At 58.8% G+C, this 18,470-nt stretch carries 16 protein-coding genes; 14 read left to right on the top strand and 2 right to left on the bottom strand.

The annotated features are described in order from the left end of the window. Positions 1-215: 215 nt before the first annotated feature. Together ASD70_RS23580 and ASD70_RS23575 are read right to left on the bottom strand one after the other, a co-directional pair. A complete protein-coding gene (locus ASD70_RS23580) occupies positions 216-1,436 on the bottom strand; it encodes a CaiB/BaiF CoA transferase family protein (RefSeq protein WP_056847558.1) in 1,221 nt (406 codons plus the stop codon). Positions 1,437-1,449: 13 nt separating this feature from the next. After that, on the bottom strand, positions 1,450-2,631 hold the full coding sequence (locus ASD70_RS23575; protein ID WP_046070301.1) for an acyl-CoA dehydrogenase: 1,182 nt from the start codon (positions 2,629-2,631) through the stop codon (positions 1,450-1,452). A 157-nt stretch (positions 2,632-2,788) separates the two neighbouring features. On the opposite strand from ASD70_RS23575, the gene ASD70_RS23570 reads away from it, so the two are divergent. The 14 genes from ASD70_RS23570 (at position 2,789) to ASD70_RS23505 (ending at position 18,439) form a co-directional block, all read left to right on the top strand. Then, positions 2,789-3,688 carry a LysR family transcriptional regulator gene (locus tag ASD70_RS23570; protein WP_056847562.1) on the top strand — a complete coding sequence of 300 codons (900 nt, stop codon included), beginning with the start codon at positions 2,789-2,791 and terminating at the stop codon, positions 3,686-3,688. Positions 3,689-4,141: 453 nt separating this feature from the next. Beyond that, the gene (locus ASD70_RS23565) at positions 4,142-5,263 is read left to right on the top strand and encodes a Re/Si-specific NAD(P)(+) transhydrogenase subunit alpha (protein WP_046070300.1); all 1,122 of its coding nucleotides are present in this window, start codon (positions 4,142-4,144) and stop codon (positions 5,261-5,263) included. 15 nt (positions 5,264-5,278) lie between these two features. Continuing rightward, on the top strand, positions 5,279-5,602 hold the full coding sequence (locus ASD70_RS23560) for an NAD(P) transhydrogenase subunit alpha (protein ID WP_005783507.1): 324 nt from the start codon (positions 5,279-5,281) through the stop codon (positions 5,600-5,602). Next, positions 5,602-7,038, top strand: coding sequence for an NAD(P)(+) transhydrogenase (Re/Si-specific) subunit beta (locus tag ASD70_RS23555; RefSeq protein ID WP_046070299.1), 1,437 nt, complete (start codon positions 5,602-5,604; stop codon positions 7,036-7,038). Before ASD70_RS23560 ends, ASD70_RS23555 begins: the two co-directional genes overlap by 1 nt. A gap of 179 nt (positions 7,039-7,217) precedes the next feature. After that, complete coding sequence (locus tag ASD70_RS23550) at positions 7,218-8,711, top strand: acetyl-CoA hydrolase/transferase family protein (protein WP_046070298.1); 1,494 nt, start codon at positions 7,218-7,220, stop codon at positions 8,709-8,711. Between the two features lie 318 nt (positions 8,712-9,029). Beyond that, on the top strand, positions 9,030-9,245 hold the full coding sequence (locus tag ASD70_RS23545; RefSeq protein WP_043048367.1) for a DUF1127 domain-containing protein: 216 nt from the start codon (positions 9,030-9,032) through the stop codon (positions 9,243-9,245). 329 nt (positions 9,246-9,574) lie between these two features. Next, the gene (locus ASD70_RS23540; RefSeq protein WP_056847557.1) at positions 9,575-9,895 is read left to right on the top strand and encodes a DUF2388 domain-containing protein; all 321 of its coding nucleotides are present in this window, start codon (positions 9,575-9,577) and stop codon (positions 9,893-9,895) included. A gap of 106 nt (positions 9,896-10,001) precedes the next feature. After that, on the top strand, positions 10,002-10,310 hold the full coding sequence (locus ASD70_RS23535; RefSeq protein WP_056847556.1) for a DUF2388 domain-containing protein: 309 nt from the start codon (positions 10,002-10,004) through the stop codon (positions 10,308-10,310). A 26-nt stretch (positions 10,311-10,336) separates the two neighbouring features. Then, positions 10,337-10,657 carry a DUF2388 domain-containing protein gene (locus ASD70_RS23530; protein ID WP_043048363.1) on the top strand — a complete coding sequence of 107 codons (321 nt, stop codon included), beginning with the start codon at positions 10,337-10,339 and terminating at the stop codon, positions 10,655-10,657. Then, positions 10,654-12,615: a DUF7844 domain-containing protein gene (locus ASD70_RS23525; protein WP_056847555.1), complete on the top strand. Its 1,962-nt coding sequence runs from the start codon at positions 10,654-10,656 to the stop codon at positions 12,613-12,615. The genes ASD70_RS23530 and ASD70_RS23525 overlap by 4 nt, the downstream gene beginning before the upstream one ends. Positions 12,616-12,984: 369 nt before the next feature. Next, positions 12,985-14,292, top strand: coding sequence for a CitMHS family transporter (locus tag ASD70_RS23520; protein ID WP_003187405.1), 1,308 nt, complete (start codon positions 12,985-12,987; stop codon positions 14,290-14,292). Between the two features lie 64 nt (positions 14,293-14,356). After that, positions 14,357-15,124: a TerC family protein gene (locus ASD70_RS23515; RefSeq protein ID WP_056847554.1), complete on the top strand. Its 768-nt coding sequence runs from the start codon at positions 14,357-14,359 to the stop codon at positions 15,122-15,124. 212 nt (positions 15,125-15,336) lie between these two features. Next, positions 15,337-16,995, top strand: a complete 1,659-nt coding sequence (locus ASD70_RS23510) for a Na/Pi cotransporter family protein (protein ID WP_056847553.1) — start codon at positions 15,337-15,339, stop codon at positions 16,993-16,995. 58 nt (positions 16,996-17,053) lie between these two features. Next, positions 17,054-18,439, top strand: a complete 1,386-nt coding sequence (locus tag ASD70_RS23505) for a M16 family metallopeptidase (protein ID WP_056847552.1) — start codon at positions 17,054-17,056, stop codon at positions 18,437-18,439. The last annotated feature ends 31 nt before the right edge of the window (positions 18,440-18,470 follow it).

Genomic DNA, 18,470 nt, shown 5'->3' with positions numbered 1-18,470 from the left:
CGATGAACTGAAGCAACTTGCCGTCGAAAACTTCATAACTCATTGTTTACCAAGGAGTTTTCCGTTTCGACTGCGCCGGAAGTGGGGCGAATTATAGGCTTCCAGAATCTGCCGTCAACACTTAATTCTGCTTTTCTATCAATAAGTTAGGATTGATTAGAAAACGAGCACTCTTGAGAAAAACACTCTTCGTGCTTCTATATAGAGGGAATAACTCAGATGACACCCGCCGCCTTCAACGCAGCCACATTAGCTGCACCCAACCCCAGAACCCCCTGCAACACCTGAAGCGTATGCTCCCCCAATAAAGGAGGCGCACTACGGTACTCCACAGGTGTCTTGGATAAACGTATCGGGCTGGCAACCTGAGGCACCATCCCCGCCAGCGCGTGAGGCAGCTCCATCGCCAAGCCCCGCGCCTTGACCTGAGGATCAGCAAATACCTGCGCCAGATCATTAATCGGTCCGCACGGCACCCCCACTCGCTCCAACCCTGCCACCCATTCAGCAGTGGTCTTGAAGACCGTAGCCTGGCGGATCAAAGGAATAAGCACCGCACGATTGGCTACTCGAGCCCTGTTGGTGGAGAAACGCGGGTCATCCGCCCACTGTGGCTGCCCAGCGACTTCGGCGAATTTACGGAATTGGCTGTCATTACCCACGGTAAGAATGAAATCCCCATCGGCTGTGGGAAAGTCCTGATAGGGCACTATATTAGGATGGGCATTCCCCAGGCGCTTCGGCGACGCTCCGGTTGTCAGGTAATTCATCGCCTGGTTTGCCAGGCAAGCCACCTGTACATCCAGCAGTGCCATATCGATATGTTGGCCACCACCATCATGATCGCGATGCGCCAGCGCCGCCAGGATCGCCACGGTTGAATAGAGCCCTGTAAGGATGTCCGTCAGAGCGACGCCAACCTTGACCGGCCCGGCCCCTTCATCCCCCTCAGGCTTGCCCGTCAGACTCATGAGCCCACCCAGCCCCTGGATCATGAAGTCATAGCCGGCACGCGTTGCATAGGGCCCCGTCTGGCCAAACCCGGTGATTGAACAATAAATCAGCTCCGGGTTGGCCTCCTTGAGCGACTCATAGTCCAAGCCATAGGCTGCAAGCCCCCCGACCTTGAAGTTCTCGATCAAGATGTCCGACTTGGCAGCCAGATCGCGCACCAACTTTTGCCCCTCCGGTCGCGTGAAGTCGATAGTTACCGACTCTTTATTGCGGTTAGCCGAAAGGTAATACGCTGCCTCACTGGTGTTCTCGCCATCAGCATCTTTCAGGAAGGGCGGCCCCCAGGCGCGCGTGTCATCACCACTACCGGGTCTTTCGACCTTGATCACCTCGGCCCCAAGGTCTGCAAGGATCTGCCCGGACCAGGGTCCCGCCAGTACTCGCGACAAATCCAGTACCCGCAGATGCGAAAGCGCGCCCATGCCCATGCTCCTATTAATAGAACGCCTGAAGACCGGTTTGTGCGCGCCCCAGAATCAAGGCATGCACGTCATGGGTCCCTTCATAGGTATTGACCACTTCCAGGTTGACCAGGTGACGCGCCACCCCGAATTCATCGGAGATGCCGTTGCCACCCAACATGTCCCGGGCCATGCGTGCGATGTCCAGGGACTTGCCACAGGAGTTGCGCTTCATGATCGAAGTAATTTCAACCGCCGCCGTACCTTCGTCTTTCATCCGGCCCAGACGCAGGCAACCTTGAAGAGCCAGGGTGATTTCGGTCTGCATATCGGCCAGCTTCTTCTGGATCAACTGCGTGGCGGCTAATGGCCGACCAAACTGCTGACGATCAAGGGTGTACTGACGCGCCGTGTGCCAACAGAACTCCGCAGCCCCCAGCGCCCCCCAGGAAATCCCGTACCGTGCCGAATTAAGGCAGGTAAAAGGACCTTTCAAACCACGCACATCCGGAAAAATATTCTCTTCTGGCACGAATACGTTATCCATGACGATTTCACCAGTGATGGAGGCCCGCAGGCCGACCTTGCCGTGAATGGCAGGTGCGCTCAGGCCTTTCCAACCTTTCTCCAGGACGAAGCCACGGATATCGCCCGCATCGTCTTTGCCCCACACCACAAACACATCCGCGATCGGACTGTTGGTGATCCACATCTTCGCGCCGGTCAGGCTATAGCCGCCATCTACTTTGCGCGCCCGGGTAATCATCGCGCCCGGGTCGGAGCCATGGTCGGGTTCGGTCAGGCCGAAGCAGCCGATCCATTCGCCAGAGGCCAGCTTCGGCAGGTACTTTTGCTTCTGCGCCTCAGTACCAAATTCGTTGATCGGCACCATGACCAGTGACGACTGCACACTCATCATCGAGCGATAGCCAGAATCGACACGCTCCACTTCACGCGCAATCAACCCATAGCTGACGTAATTCAAGCCACTGCCACCGTACTGCTCGGGAATCATTGCACCCAGCAAACCGGTTTCCCCCATCTCACGGAAGATCGCTGGGTCAGTCTTTTCATGACGGAAGGCTTCGAGCACACGTGGGGCCAGCTTGTCTTGAGCAAATTGCTCAGCGCTGTCGCGCACCATGCGCTCTTCTTCGGTGAGCTGTTGATCCAGCAGCAGCGGATCGATCCAGTTGAAGCTTGCCTTGCCAGCCATGAATAAGTCCTCGCGCAAAACATCAGAAGTCGTGGATGCAGACTAGGCCGGGTCGGCCCAGAGGGCAAACGAGGTTTGCGCATAGGCTTGTGCTAATTTGTCACTTCGTAACACTCAACCAGGCCAGAAATGCGTTTTATCTGTGAGGGCAATGTACATGCGCAGAAAAATTCCCAGCACCACCGCGCTGATAAGCTTTGAAGCAGCAGCCCGTCACGAGAGCTTTACCAAGGCGGCGCAAGAGCTTTCGATCACCCAGGGCGCCATCTGCCGACAGATCGCCAGCCTAGAGGAGTTTTTAAGTGTCGAACTGTTTCGCCGCTCACGACGCGGTGTGAAGTTGACGGAGGCTGGCCTGTCTTATAGCCGCAGAGTGGCAACACAGCTAGACGCTGTGGAGCGAGACACCTTGTCCGTCATGGGCCAGCAGGGTGCCAACGTCATCGAACTGGCAGTGGTACCGACTTTTGGCACGCAATGGCTGATCCCGCGCCTCAAGGACTTTCAACGTCAGCACCCGGAAGTAACGGTCAACCTGACCAACCGCACACGCCCCTTCCTATTCGCCGACACGGAGTTCGACGCTGCGATCTATTTCGGCGATGCCGATTGGTCCGGTACAGAGTCCCACAGACTCATGGGCGAAAACCCTGTACCCGTGTGTAGCCCATGCTTACTCGATGGCCGCACGCATTTCACCCCCCAGGAGATCGCCGAATTGCCGCTGCTGCAGCAGACCACACGCCCCTATGCCTGGAGGCAATGGTTCAACGCCCGACAGCTGAACGTTCCCCGCGACATGACAGGCCCTAGATACGAGCTATTCTCGATGTTGTCCCAAGCGGCCACGCATGACATGGGCGTTGCGCTGATTCCGCCCTTCCTCATTCAGCGGGAGCTGAAGGAGCAGCAGCTGGTCATTGCCAGCAATGAAGCGTTGAGCAGCGAAAAGGCTTATTACCTGATGATTCCCGACAAAAAGGTCGAATCAGCCTCACTACACGCTTTCAGGGATTGGCTAGTCGACCAATCACAGCGCTACAGTCCCAGCACCTGAGGGAAAAAATTCGAATTATTGACCCTGTAGTCAGATTATTTTTAATCCTACAGATATAAATATATGTCGCATTTGAACAGACTGTACTCATCAAACAAAAATACGGCTCCAAGCCATGATTTTCATGGCGTGGAGCGACACTTACCAGCCAATAACCGACTATTCACGCCAAAGATGGAAAAAGCAGCGGAAAACAGCTGCAGCCCTTTAATTACTTGTATTTAATGAGGTTATTCCATGATGTTGCGACAATCAGTCACAGGGTGACTTGTAGTTAATTTTTCGTCACCCGTCATAATCCCTTGAAGGCCGTAAAGTTCGCCTGCAAAATGCCGCGCCCCGCTGTCATTTCAGCGGGATCGTGCTGATCGGCCGCCCCAGTTGCGCCACTCGCGGTGCACTGGCCTTTTTACAAAAAGATCAAAAGCAAAAAGATCATGCAGGAGATTTGACGTGCACATTGGTGTTCCTCTCGAAACCCAGACCGGTGAAACGCGGGTGGCTGCCACCCCGGAAACCATCAAGAAACTGATCGGCCAGGGCCATAAGGTCACTGTACAAAGCGGTGCCGGCATCAACGCCAGCATCGTCGACAGTGCCTATGAAACAGCAGGCGCAACCATTGGCAGCGCCAACGATGCATTTGGCGCCGAGCTGATCCTCAAGGTGGTTGCCCCCAGCGACAGCGAACTGGCGCTGATCAAAAGTGGCACCGTGTTGGTGGGCATGCTCAATCCGTTCAGCAACGAAACCATCGCCAAGCTCGCAGAGCGTGGCGTCACCGCCTTCGCCCTGGAAGCTGCGCCACGTACTTCACGAGCCCAAAGCCTGGACGTACTGTCCTCCCAGGCCAACATCGCCGGTTACAAGGCCGTGTTACTGGCCGCTCATCACTACCCGCGCTTCATGCCGATGCTGATGACCGCCGCCGGCACCGTAAAAGCTGCACGTGTGCTGATCCTCGGCGCCGGCGTTGCGGGCCTGCAGGCCATTGCCACGGCGAAACGCCTGGGCGCGGTGATCGAAGCGTCCGACGTACGCCCGGCGGTTAAAGAGCAGATCGAATCCCTCGGTGCGAAATTTGTCGACGTTCCCTACGAAACCGATGAAGAGCGCGAATGCGCCGTTGGTGTCGGTGGTTACGCACGCCCGATGCCGACCAGCTGGATGCAGCGCCAGGCCCTGGCTGTACACGAGCGCGCCAAACAGGCCGACATCGTTATCACCACAGCGTTGATCCCAGGCCGTAAGGCACCAACCCTGCTCAGTGCCGATACCGTGGCGCAAATGAAGCCCGGTTCGGTGGTCATTGACCTCGCCGCCGCCCAAGGCGGCAACTGCCCGCTGACCGTCGCCGACCAGGTGGTGGTGGAAAACGGCGTGATCATCTGCGGCCCGACCAACCTGGCCGGCGCTGTCGCCGCCGATGCATCGGCCTTGTATGCGCGCAACCTGCTGGACTTCCTGAAGCTGGTCTTCACCAAGGAAGGGCAGTTTGAAATCAACCTCGAAGACGACATCGTCGCCGCGTGCCTGATGTGCCGCGACGGCCAAGTCATCCGCAAAAACGCCTAAGCAGGGATTCAGACGATGGAAGAGCTTATCTCCCCCGGTATCTACAACCTGATCATCTTTGTGCTGGCGATTTATGTCGGTTATCACGTGGTCTGGAACGTAACGCCCGCGCTGCACACGCCTTTGATGGCGGTGACAAACGCGATTTCCGCGATCGTGATTGTGGGCGCCATGCTGGCCGCCGCCCTCACCGTGACGCCGTTGGGCAAGACCATGGGCACCCTGGCGGTAGCCCTGGCGGCGGTTAACGTATTCGGTGGTTTCCTGGTTACGCGTAGGATGCTTGAGATGTTCAAGAAGAAAGCGCCCAAAGCTGTGAAAGAAGAGGTGCAGAAGTAATGAGCATGAATCTGGTGACGACGCTCTACCTGATCGCGTCGATCTGCTTCATCCAGGCCCTTAAAGGCCTGTCGCACCCCACCACCTCGCGACGCGGCAACCTGTTCGGCATGCTCGGCATGGCGCTGGCGGTGCTGACCACCGTGGGCCTCATCTATAAGCTTGGGGCTGAGCTGGCCACCGCCGGTATCGGCTACGTGATCGTTGGCCTGCTGGTCGGCGGCACCGCCGGTTCGATCATGGCCAAGCGCGTTGAAATGACCAAGATGCCGGAGCTGGTGGCGTTTATGCACAGCATGATCGGCCTGGCCGCGGTGTTTATCGCGATTGCTGCGGTGGTCGAGCCGCAATCCCTGGGCATCGTCAAGCACCTGGGCGACTCGATCCCTGCCGGTAACCGCCTGGAGCTGTTCCTCGGTGCCGCCATCGGTGCTATCACCTTCTCCGGTTCTGTGATTGCGTTCGGCAAGCTGTCGGGCAAGTACAAGTTCCGTCTGTTCCAAGGCGCACCAGTACAATTCGGCGGGCAACATAAGCTCAACCTGGTGCTTGGCCTGGCAACCCTGGGCCTGGGCCTGGCGTTCATGTTCACCGGCAACCTCACCGCGTTTGCACTGATGCTGGCCCTGGCCTTCGTACTGGGTGTGCTGATCATCATCCCGATCGGCGGCGCTGACATGCCAGTAGTAGTGTCGATGCTTAACAGTTACTCCGGCTGGGCAGCGGCGGGCATTGGCTTCTCGCTGAACAACTCGATGTTGATCATCGCGGGCTCCCTAGTGGGCTCCAGCGGCGCGATCCTGTCGTACATCATGTGCAAGGCGATGAACCGCTCCTTCTTTAATGTGCTGCTGGGCGGTTTCGGCAACACAGTAGATGCCGGCGCGGCAGCTGGCTCCAAGGAAGCGCGCCCGGTGAAGTCCGGTTCGGCCGACGACGCCACGTTCTTGCTGACCAATGCCGACACGGTGATCATCGTGCCGGGCTATGGCTTGGCAGTCGCCCGGGCCCAACACGCGCTTAAAGAGCTGACTGAAAAGCTTACTCACCGCGGGGTCACTGTGAAGTACGCGATTCACCCCGTAGCGGGCCGTATGCCAGGGCATATGAACGTACTGCTGGCCGAGGCAGAAGTGCCTTACGACCAGGTATTCGAGATGGAAGACATCAACTCCGAGTTCGGCCAGGCCGACGTGGTGCTGGTGTTGGGCGCCAACGATGTGGTCAACCCGGCTGCGAAGAACGATCCGAACTCGCCGATTGCCGGCATGCCAATCCTTGAGGCGTTCAAGGCCAAGACCATCATCGTCAACAAGCGCTCGATGGCCAGCGGCTACGCCGGCCTGGATAACGAGTTGTTCTATCTGGACAAGACCATGATGGTCTTCGGCGATGCCAAGAAGGTCATCGAAGACATGGTCAAGGCCGTCGAATAACACTGCGCCAGCGCAATACCCCAAACCCTGGCCTCCCGTAGGCTGGGGTTTTTTATTACGGGATGAAACCCGACCAAAGGCTCTAAATCGCTACCTGGCATTCGACCATGGTAGCGGGCCGAAACTTTTTGAAATCACTACACTGCCCACCTTGCTTCCGTAGCCTGAGATAACAATTCATGTACCGTGATCGTATCCGCTTGCCTTCGTTGTTGAACAAGGTCATGAGCGCGGCAGAAGCCGCCGCACTGATCGAGGACGGCATGACCGTCGGCATGAGCGGCTTCACCCGCGCCGGTGAAGCCAAGGCCGTCCCCCACGCCCTGGCCGAACGCGCCAAGACTTCGCCCCTGAAAATCACCCTGATGACCGGCGCCAGCTTGGGCAATGACCTGGACAAGCAACTGACCGAAGCCGGCGTGCTGTCGCGACGCATGCCATTCCAGGTCGACAGCACCCTGCGCAAGGCGATCAACGCCGGCGAAGTCATGTTTATCGACCAGCACCTGTCGGAAACCGTCGAGCAGCTGCGCAACAACCAGCTCAAACTGCCGGACATTGCGGTGATTGAAGCCGTCGCGATCACTGAGCAAGGGCACATCGTGCCCACCACCTCCGTAGGCAACTCGGCCAGTTTCGCGATTTTTGCCAAGCAGGTAATCGTCGAGATCAACCTGGCGCACAACCCGAACCTGGAAGGTTTGCATGACATCTATATCCCGACCTACCGGCCAACCCGTACGCCGATCCCGCTGGTGAAGGTCGACGACCGCATTGGCAGCACTGCCATTCCGATCCCGCCGGAGAAGATCGTCGCCATCGTGATCACCAACCAGGCCGACTCCGCCTCCACGGTGACGCCGCCTGACAGCGACACCCAAGGCATTGCCAACCATCTGATCAACTTCCTCAAGCAAGAGGTGGACGCCGGGCGCATGACCAACAAGCTCGGTCCGCTGCAGGCGGGGATCGGCAACATTGCCAACGCGGTAATGTGTGGCTTGATCGACTCGCCGTTTGAAGACCTGACCATGTACTCGGAAGTGCTGCAGGACTCCACGTTCGACCTGATCGACGCCGGCAAGCTGAGCTTCGCCTCCGGCAGCTCGATCACCTTGTCGGAGCGACGCAACGCCGACGTATTCGGCAACCTGGAGCACTACAAGGACAAACTGGTGCTGCGCCCGCAGGAAATCTCCAACCACCCTGAAGTGGTGCGACGCCTGGGCATCATCGGTATCAACACCGCGCTGGAGTTCGATATCTACGGCAACGTCAACTCCACGCATGTGTGCGGCACGCGGATGATGAACGGCATTGGCGGCTCCGGTGACTTCGCGCGCAATGCGCACCTGGCGATCTTCGTCACAAAATCGATTGCCAAGGGCGGCGCGATTTCCAGCGTGGTACCGATGGTCAGTCATGTGGACCACACCGAGCATGACGTGGACATTCTCGTCACCGAAGTGGGCCTTGCCGATCTGCGCGGCCTGGCACCACGGGAGCGCGCACGGGTGATCATCGACAACTGTGTGCATCCGGCCTACCGTGACGCGCTCAATACCTACTTTGAGGCCGCATGTGCCATCGGCGGGCACACGCCGCACATCCTGCGTGAAGCCCTCAGTTGGCACATCAACCTTGAAGAGACCGGGCATATGCTCAAGGGTTGATCGATACAGATCCGGGCTGATGCAAATACAGTTTCATCAGCCCGAAGATCCAATGGGCATCCCAGTAAAAAACTGTACTACTGTACTGGTAAAATCCTACTGAAATATCCCACGTCTTCCCTAAAAAACACCAATTTCGCACCTTTAAGGTGCAGATAGGTACAGTTGCCCCATTTTCGTACCGTACAGCCTTATTAAACAGTTAACTGGCCTCTCACAATACAGGTGAACTGTATCTAGAGAGTCTTGCGCCGGAGGAGGATCATTGGCATCAGTTAAACCACTACCTAATCCCGCCACAAGCGGAAGGATGTCATCATGGAACGTACACTCAGTTCCGAACTGTTCTTCGAAGATAAAGCTGTAAACACCAACGCTTCCCTGCCTTTGCGCGTTCTCGCCAACCTGATGTTGTGGCAGCGCCGCATCTCCAGCCGCCACCAATTGGCTCGCCTGGATTCGCGTCTGCTGGCTGACGCCGGTATAAGCGAAGCTCAACGCTACGAAGAGCTGAGCAAGCCGTTCTGGCGCTAATAGGCGCCCGCTGGCCCTGACCCGCCGGGTCCACCGCCAGCACCCAGATTTATCAAAACAAAGCCCGCCCCGGGTAACCGGAGGCGGGCTTTGTTGTTTCTGCGATAGAGGCTTGAAGCCGCGGGATTTCTGCTTACCGGTACAGATTTATCAATGCAACAAATGATAGGTACAGTTAATTGCAGGCTTCCGAATAGACAATCGCAAGACTAATATCCACTCACCACGTGGCGAACCTTGTAGAGCGTGCGTCTGATGCTCAACAGTCCCAGTCCGTTTCGCAGTGGCCGCTTCGCGCCACCTTATTATTCGTCTACAGGAGTTTCCCCATGTCCCGTCTTCGCCTGTTATGCACTGCTGCTGTGTTGACCCTGGCTGCCAATGCCCATGCGAGCAGCTTTATCATGACCACCGACTCGATCGTCGGCGCGCTGAAAGCCACTTCCGACGCAACCTCAGATGCCACCTCCTCCCTGCGCGATAACAAAGTGGTACAGGCCGCACGTGACGACGCGGCCAGCTTTGTCGCCAGTGAAGGCGCCATCCGAGGCGTGAAGCTGGAAAGTGCCCTGGCCCACATCCGCCAACAAGCGCCGCAACTGAATACCGCAACCGATGCACAGTTGGCACAGGCCATCCTGGCGATCTGATCCACGGCAACCAGAAGGGAGCGCCAGACGCTCCCGGATGCCTGCGCGCTGGCTCTCGCCCGGGCATTGCGCTAGCCTTGGCGCTCGCTTTCAGTTGTCGAGTCCCATGGCTTTTTCATACCGTCTGTTTGTTATCTCTATATTGTTTTCCGCCTGCTGGTCACCCCTGGCTTCGGCCCTTGATGTGTCCACCCAGAGCACCGTTGTCAGCGTGTACGCCACCAGCAAGGTGACCTCTGCACCGTTCGACAACAAGTTGGTCATGGCCGCCCAGGATGATGCTGCCACTTTCATTGCCACTGATGGCCAATGGCGGGGCGCGCGCCTGGAGTCCGCACTGGATTATCTGCGCCGCACCCAACCAAAACTTCATGCAAGCGACCTTGAACTGGCGCAAGCAATTCTCGTCCAATAATCATCTTTGTATTTGGAGTCACCGCAATGCGTAGCCCGTTGATCGTCGCCGCCCTCGGCCTGCTGTTTTTGGCCGATGTCGCCCAGGCGCAAACCTTGAAGGCCACCAGTAACATCGTCGTGCGTGCATCGGCGCGTACCATTGATTTCACCTCGGACACCACCACCTCCATCCGCGATTCCAAAATCGTGCGTGAAGCCCACGATGATGCCGCCAGTTTCGTCGCCACCAATGGCGAGATTCGCGGCGCGCAACTCGAAGCTGCCTTCGACACCCTGCGCACCCGCGTACCGCAAGCCCGTGATGCCAGTGACCAGACCCTCGCTGAAGCTATTCTCGCTCTGTGAGGCGTATCAAAGCCTGGCTCCTGGCCGGGGCTGTGCTGCTGTGTGCAACTACAGCCCAGGCCAGCCTGCAATTGCGGCTCAAGACCGATGGCTTGAGCCCGGCTGAACAGCAGGCCAGCCAGGCATTGCTCGATGATGCGATGCGCGCCTTGCCGCCACGCTTCATCGAGCAGTTGGATCGCCGCATCGATGTCGGCTGGACCGACAAGATGCCAGCAAACGCTTACGGCCAAGCCTCTCTTGTGTCCGAACTGGACTTGAACCAAAACCTGCTCGCCAGCCTGACCGACGGCAGCGCCGCCACCCAGAAAACCAATCGCCCCCACGGCACCGTGCGCCGGGAAATGCTAGCCACCGTGCTGCATGAACTGACCCACATCTATGACCGTGCGCGCCTGTGGCCCAAGGATGAACGCGCCCTGATCCAACGCTGCAGCCGCCAGAACAACATCACCGGCTTGATTGGTTTGCCCGACCAATGCCGTGGCCAGAACGACCGTCGCTTTACCCTAAGTGACGATCCGCGCCTGCTGGACCTCGCCGGCTGGCCGCAATACGTCGGCCGCCGCGGCGAACGCGAACAGCACAATAATCAGGTGGTGCGCAGCCCGGATATCTACGAAACCACCAGCCCGTTGGAGTTCGTGGCGGTCAACATGGAGTATTTCCTCCTCGACCCCAGCTACGCCTGCCGCCGCCCCGCGCTGTTCCGCTATTACAAGGAGCATTTCGGCTGGGCACCGCCCGTGCAGGACACCTGTGCCACGACCTATCCGTTCCTGAACGCCGGCAACGATTTCGCCAAGACGCCCCTGGGCCAGATTGACCCGGAACGGGTGTATGAAATCGATTACCTGCTCGCCGAGGCCAACCAGAATCTGGTCAGTCGCTGGGGCCATAGCATGCTGCGCCTGGTGATTTGCGCCCCAGGTCGCCCGCGTGGCCCGGATTGTCGGCTGGACCTGGACCGACACCTGGTGTTGTCCTACCGCGCCTTCGTCGGTGACGTACAGTTGTCGAGCTGGGACGGCCTGGTGGGCAAGTACCCATCACGACTGTTCGTACTGCCGCTGGCCCAGGTCATCGACGAATACACCAAGACCGAACTGCGTGGCCTCGCGTCGGTGCCGCTGAAGCTCAACCGCCAGGAAATCAACGACACCGTCGAACATGCCGCTGAAATGCACTGGAGCTATGACGGCAACTACTTCTTCATCTCCAACAACTGTGCGGTGGAGAGCCTGAAACTGTTGCGCAGTGGCAGTGCCAACCCGCAATTGACCGGCCTGGACAACATCACCCCCAACGGTTTGCTCGAAGTCCTCAGCGCGCGCGGCCTGGCCGACACCAGCGTGTTGAATGACAAACGCGAGGCGCTGCGCCTGGGGTATCACTTCGACTCGTTCCGCGAGCGTTACCAGGCCATGTTCGATGTGCTGCGCAAGCGCCTGCCGATCAAGCAGACCCAGGTCGAAGACTGGTTGGCCCTGGATGCGCATGCGCGTCGCCAGTGGTTCAGCCAGGCCGACCTGCGCACCAGCGCCGCGCTGCTGCTGCTGGAGCAGGCCAGCTATCGCAGGCAGCTGATGCTCGCCCAGGATGAAGTCAAGCAGCGCTACCTCAATGCCCGCGAGTTGAAAAACGGCGGCATGGAGAAAGCCAACAACACGCTGCAACAGATCCTCGCCAACAGTGGCTTCCTCAGTCGCCCGGCCGAGTTGCTGGACAGTGGCGGCTATGGCCTGCCGCAGCTTTCGGAAGCCAAGCGCCTGGAATCGGAAAGCGCCGAGCGCCAGAAGCAACTGCAATCGTTGACCGGCGAGCTGGATAAAGAGGTGAGGGCGCTGCTCGATCCGTCCCGCGCTGCCGAGATTGCGGCCAGTGAAGCCAATCTCAAGCAGCTGGGCGAGCATCTGCGTGCGCTGCATAAAGCGGCTGGTGGCCTGGAACTGCCCTAAAGACTTAGCGGTACACACAATCAAATTGTGGGAGGGGGCTTGCTCCCGATAGCCTTGGTTCAGTCAATATCTTCAGTGACTGATACACCGCTATCGGGAGCAAGCCCCCTCCCACATTTTTATCTGCATAAGTCTCATGACCGTGCGTCCCGTCTTTTCCCGGCGAAAGCTGGCTGAAAGCTTCCCCGTCTAGGATCGCCCTCACTGCCGGCAACAGACCGGCTGTTAACAACAACAATGGTGATTCCCGATGTCCGCTCGTACCCGCCTGTTCGCTGCAACTCCACCCGTACGTCTCGTGCCTTTCGTTCTGCGCTGACCCTCGACCGGTCTGCCATTCCCTAGCCGCGCTACGCCTGGAGTATCCCTATGCTGACTTTCCTTGGCTTTGCCATGGTCATCACGTTCATGTTCCTGATCATGACCAAGCGCCTGTCCGCGCTGATCGCCCTGATCATCGTGCCCATCCTATTCGCGTTGTTCGGCGGTTTCGCGCCGAAGATTGGCCCGATGATGCTTGAAGGCATCACCAAGCTCGCGCCGACCGGCGTGATGCTGATGTTCGCCATCCTCTACTTTGCCTTGATGATCGACTCCGGCCTGTTTGACCCAGCCGTGCGCAAGATCCTCAAGATGGTCAAGGGCGACCCGCTGAAGGTCTCGGTCGGCACTGCCGTGCTGGCCCTGGTGGTATCCCTGGACGGTGACGGCGCCACTACCTACATGATCTGCGTCGCCGCCATGCTGCCGCTTTACCAACGCATCGGCATGAGCCCACGAATCATGGCGGGCCTGATCATTCTCGCCGGTGGCGTGATGAACATGACCCCTTGGGGTGGCCCGACGGCCCGCGCTGCCAGTGCGTTGCATGTGGACCCCTCGGACATCTTCGTGCCGATGATCCCGGCCATGGCCGCCGGCGTCGTGGCGATCCTGGTGATTGCCTACATGTACGGCAAGCGCGAGCGTGCGCGCCTGGGTGAACTGCACCTGCAGGGCGACGAGATCGACCACAGCGAAATCAGCGTGTCGCAGTTCCCTGACGCTCGCCGTCCGAAGTTGATCTGGTTCAACGGCGCCCTGACCCTGGCGCTGATGTGCACCCTGATCGCCGGCTTGTTGCCGCTGCCAGTGCTGTTCATGGTGGCGTTCAGTATCGCGATGATCGTCAACTACCCGTGCCTGCAACAGCAGAAAGACCGCGTCGCGGCCCACGCCGGCAGCGTCTTGGCGGTCGTCGGATTGATCTTCGCCGCCGGGATCTTCACAGGCATCCTGTCGGGCACCGGCATGGTCGACGCCATGTCAAAAAGCCTGCTGGCGGTCATCCCGGAAGCCATGGGCCCGTACCTGGCAGTGATCACTGCGCTGGTGAGCATGCCGTTTACCTTCTTCATGTCCAACGATGCGTTCTATTACGGCGTACTGCCAGTATTGGCCGAAGCGGCCAGCCACTACGGCATCACCGCGGTCGAAATGGCCCGTGCGTCGATCGTCGGGCAACCCGTGCACCTGCTCAGCCCGCTGGTACCCTCGACTTACTTGCTGGTGGCGCTGGCGGGTATTGAGTTCGGCGACCACCAACGCTTCACCTTGAAGTGGGCAGTGCTGGTATGCCTGTGCATAATGTTCGCCGCACTGCTGATGGGGATTTTTCCGCTGTTCAGCACTCTATAATCGTACTGACTCACCGCGCGGCGCTACAGCTTGCGCGGTTTAACACTTGCTCAAAGGAATACACATGGAATGGCTGACCAATCCGGAAATCTGGATTGCCTTCTTCACCCTGACGGCCCTCGAGATCGTCCTGGGCATCGATAACATCATCATGATTTCGATCCTGGTCAGCCGTATGCCCAAGCATATGCAGGCGCGCACCCGGATCTTCGGGCTGGCGCTGGCCATGGTCACGCGCATCCTGTTGCTGCTGTCAATCACCTGGGTCATGCAACTGACCGCGGACCTGTTCGTGGTGCTTGGCCAGGGTATTTCCGGCCGTGACTTGATCCTGTTCTTCGGCGGCCTGTTCCTGCTGTGGAAAAGCTCTCAGGAGATGTACCACGCCCTGGAAGGCGAAGATGAAATCCACGACGAGCCCAAGGGCGCCGGTGGCAAGTTCATCTACACCATCATCCAGATCGCGATCATCGACATCGTGTTCTCTCTCGACTCGGTGATCACCGCCGTCGGCATGGTTTCCCACGTACCGGTCATGGTTGCCGCGATCATCGTTGCGGTATTGGTGATGATGCTGGCCGCCGGCACCATCAGCGAGTTCATCGACAAGCACCCGTCGCTGAAAATGTTGGCGCTGTCGTTCCTGCTGGTGGTGGGTACCGTGCTGATCGCCGAATCCTTCGATGTGCACGTGCCAAAAGGCTACGTCTACTTCGCCATGGCGTTCTCCCTGGCAGTGGAAGCGGTGAACATCAAGATGCGCACCGCCATGGCGAAAAAGAAAAAACAGCAGGATCCGGTGAAACTGCGTAAGGACATGCCGGGTCAATAAACATGACTCCGCTGCTGAAATGGGGCGCTTGCGCCCCATTTTTTCATCTGCAAAAAGCTGATTTCATGACAGTTTTGTTTCAATCCCCACTTTAGCTATGCGATGCTGGCGCAGAGCCCATTCGCCAACTACAGCTTAAGTACAAGACGTAGAGCGGCACGCGGCAATTTTCCTTCGCTCCTGCTGGAGCGCACCCACACGGGGGGCCGAGCATGCTGACCTTGCTCAATCTGCTTTCCGCCGTGACCCTGCTTATCTGGGGCACGCATATCGTCCGTACCGGCATCCTGCGGGTCTACGGGTCCAATTTGCGCCAAGTCATCGGGCAGAACATGTCCAAGCGCTGGCTGGCTTTTGTCGCCGGTATCCTGGTGACGGCCATGGTGCAAAGCAGTAACGCTACCGCGATGCTGGTGACGTCCTTTGTCGGCCAAGGGCTGATGAGCCTCACGCCGGCCTTGGCCACCATGCTTGGCGCCGACGTCGGTACTGCGTTGATGGCCCGGGTGCTGACTTTCGACTTGTCCTGGCTGTCGCCGCTGCTGATCTTCCTCGGGGTGATTTTCTTCCTGTCGCGCAAACAGACGCGCGCCGGGCAACTGGGCCGGGTCGGAATCGGCTTGGGGCTGATCATCCTCGCGCTGCAATTGATCGTCGAAGCCGCCGGGCCGATTACCCATGCCCAGGGTGTCAAAGTCATCTTCGCCTCGCTGACCGGCGATATCTTGCTGGACGCCCTGGTCGGCGCGCTGTTCGCCATGATTTCCTACTCCAGCCTTGCGGCTGTGCTGCTCACGGCAACCCTGGCCGGCGCCGGCGTGATCGGGTTGCATGTGGCTATCGGCCTGGTGATCGGCGCCAACATCGGCAGCGGCGTACTGGCCTTCCTCAGCACCAGCATGCAAAACACTGCCGGGCGCCAAGTGGCCCTGGGCAGCCTGTTGTACAAATTGATCGGCCTGTTGCTTATCATTCCTGTGCTTGACCCACTCGTCCTCTGGATGGACGGCCTGGACTACAGCGCCCAAGGCATGGTCATCACCTTCCACCTGCTCTACAACGTCACGCGCTGCTTGATTCTACTGCCCACCATTGGCCCTATGGCGCGACTGTGCGCCTGGCTGCTGCCCGAGCGCGAAGAAACCAATGGCAAGGCCAAACCTCGCCACCTTGACCTGGCCGCGCTCACCACGCCGAGCCTGGCCCTGGCCAACGCCGCGCGAGAAACCCTGCGCCTGGGCGACCTGATCGACAATATGCTCACTTCGATGCAAGAGGTCCTGCGCGGCAATCAAACTGCAATCACCCAGCAAATGCGCAGCCTCAGCGATGACGTCGAGGCGCTCTACAGCGCGATCAAGCTCTACCTCGCGCAAATGCCCCGTGAAGACCTCGGCGAACAAGACAACCGCCGTTGGGCAGAAATCATCGAGCTGTCGATCAACCTGAAACTGGCGGGTGACCTGATCGAGCGCATGCTGCGTAAAGTCCAGCAGCAGAAAACCTCGCAGCGCCGACAATTTTCCGAAGTAGGCCTGGAAGAACTCAGCGGCCTGCACAGCCAGTTGATTGCCAACCTGCGCCTGGGTCTCTCGGTGTTCCTCAGCGGCGACCCGGAAAGCGCCCGTCAATTACTGCGTGAAAAACGCCGCTTTCGCGCCCAGGAGCGTCGCCTGGCCCACGCACACGTCAGCCGCCTGCAACGCAAGATCGTGCAGAGCCTGGAGACCAGCTCACTGCATCTGGAGCTGATTGCCGACATGAAACGCTTGAATTCGTTGTTTTGTAGCAGCGCTTATGTAGTGTTGGAAACATCCGACACTGGCGCACTCTCCGCCGAAGATATTGCCGACATCACCCATTCACCCTGAACGTACGACGGCGAGTGAAGTCAGTTAACAATGGACCTCATTCGCCAGGAAGCTCGTTATGCGTCGCCTGTTACTCGCCTGCCTGCTCCTGGGCTCGGCACATACTTTTGCCTTTGACCGCCTGCAAGTCGAAGGCTATACCTTGCCCAACGGCCTGCAACTGCTGCTCAAGCCGGGCACCGAACGCGGGCACGTAGCGATTCGCCTGGTGGTGGGCGTGGGCCTGGATGACTTCGGCTGCGAAGACAAGGAACTGCCGCACCTGCTCGAACACTTGCTGTTCAGCGGTATCGACGGTGGCGGAGAAGGCGATCTGGAAGACCGCATGCAAGCCCTGGGCGGCGAGTGGAACGCCTACACCAGCAACGCCGACACCACTTTCGTGATCGAGGCCCCTGCGCAAAACCAACGCAAGGTACTGGACCTGTTACTAGCCATCCTCACCCGCACGCAACTAACCGACGCCAATATCGATGCGGCCAAGCGGGTGGTCGAACGTGAAGACGGGGGCCATTACTCCCATTTGCAACGCCTGCTGGACCGCCAGGACCTCGGCCACAACGCCAGCAACCAACTGGCTGTCGAGCTGGGCCTCAAATGCGCCGAACGCGCCGAGGCCAATCACCTGACCCGCGATCAGCTGGAAGCGGTGCGCAAGAACTGGTACGCGCCGAACAACATGACCCTGATCATCGTCGGTGACCTCGACAAACTGCTGCCCGCCTATCTGGAACGCACCTACGGCCAACTCGACCCGGTGGAGCCCAGCGAACATCGGCCGCTGCCGGAAATCCGGCACACTGCCGCCAGCCACCGCGACCTGATCCACGGCTGGGTCGGCGATGGCGCCAAGCTGCACTGGCTGTTCCCCGAGCCGGTACTGGATGACCAGCATGACGAAACCTACGACCTGCTCAAGGATTACCTGGACTGGGCGCTGTACCGGCAACTGCGCCTCAAGCACGGCTTGTCCTACGGCCCCTGGACTGAGCGCGAAGTGCTCGGCGGTGTCGGTTTCCTGAGCCTGAACGCCGACCTCGAACGGGAAAATCTCCCTGAAGCGGAGCACGTCCTGCAAGACCTCAAGGCACAACTGCTCAAGGATGGGCTGGACCCAACGGCATTTGCCCGCCTGCAACACGCGGCTATCGCGCGCCAGGCCTGGGCTGTGCAGGGCAACAGCGCGCTGGCGGACTATTATTGGAGTGCTTCCGGTGACTACGCCGATGGTCATTTCAGCGACCCGGTCAAACGCATCAAGGCCGTGAACCTGGCGCAAACCAACCAGGCCATGCGCGAAGTGCTCAAGCAACCGGGCTATTGGCGCATCGAGAAGCCACTGTTGAGCTATGACGCCCTGACGTGGATCGGTGCGGGCGTGCTGGGGCTGATCGTCATAGTGTTGATTGGCGTTCGGCGTTATCGCAAACGGATCGTGGAATGAGGCACCGGACCCAGGGCTAAGACGTTATTCT

It is taken from the genome of Pseudomonas sp. Root569, assembly GCF_001427465.1.
In the GTDB taxonomy this organism is placed as follows: domain Bacteria; phylum Pseudomonadota; class Gammaproteobacteria; order Pseudomonadales; family Pseudomonadaceae; genus Aquipseudomonas; species Aquipseudomonas synxantha.
The sequence above is the reverse complement of the archived record's forward strand: the minus strand, read 5'-3'. Positions and strand labels throughout refer to the sequence as shown.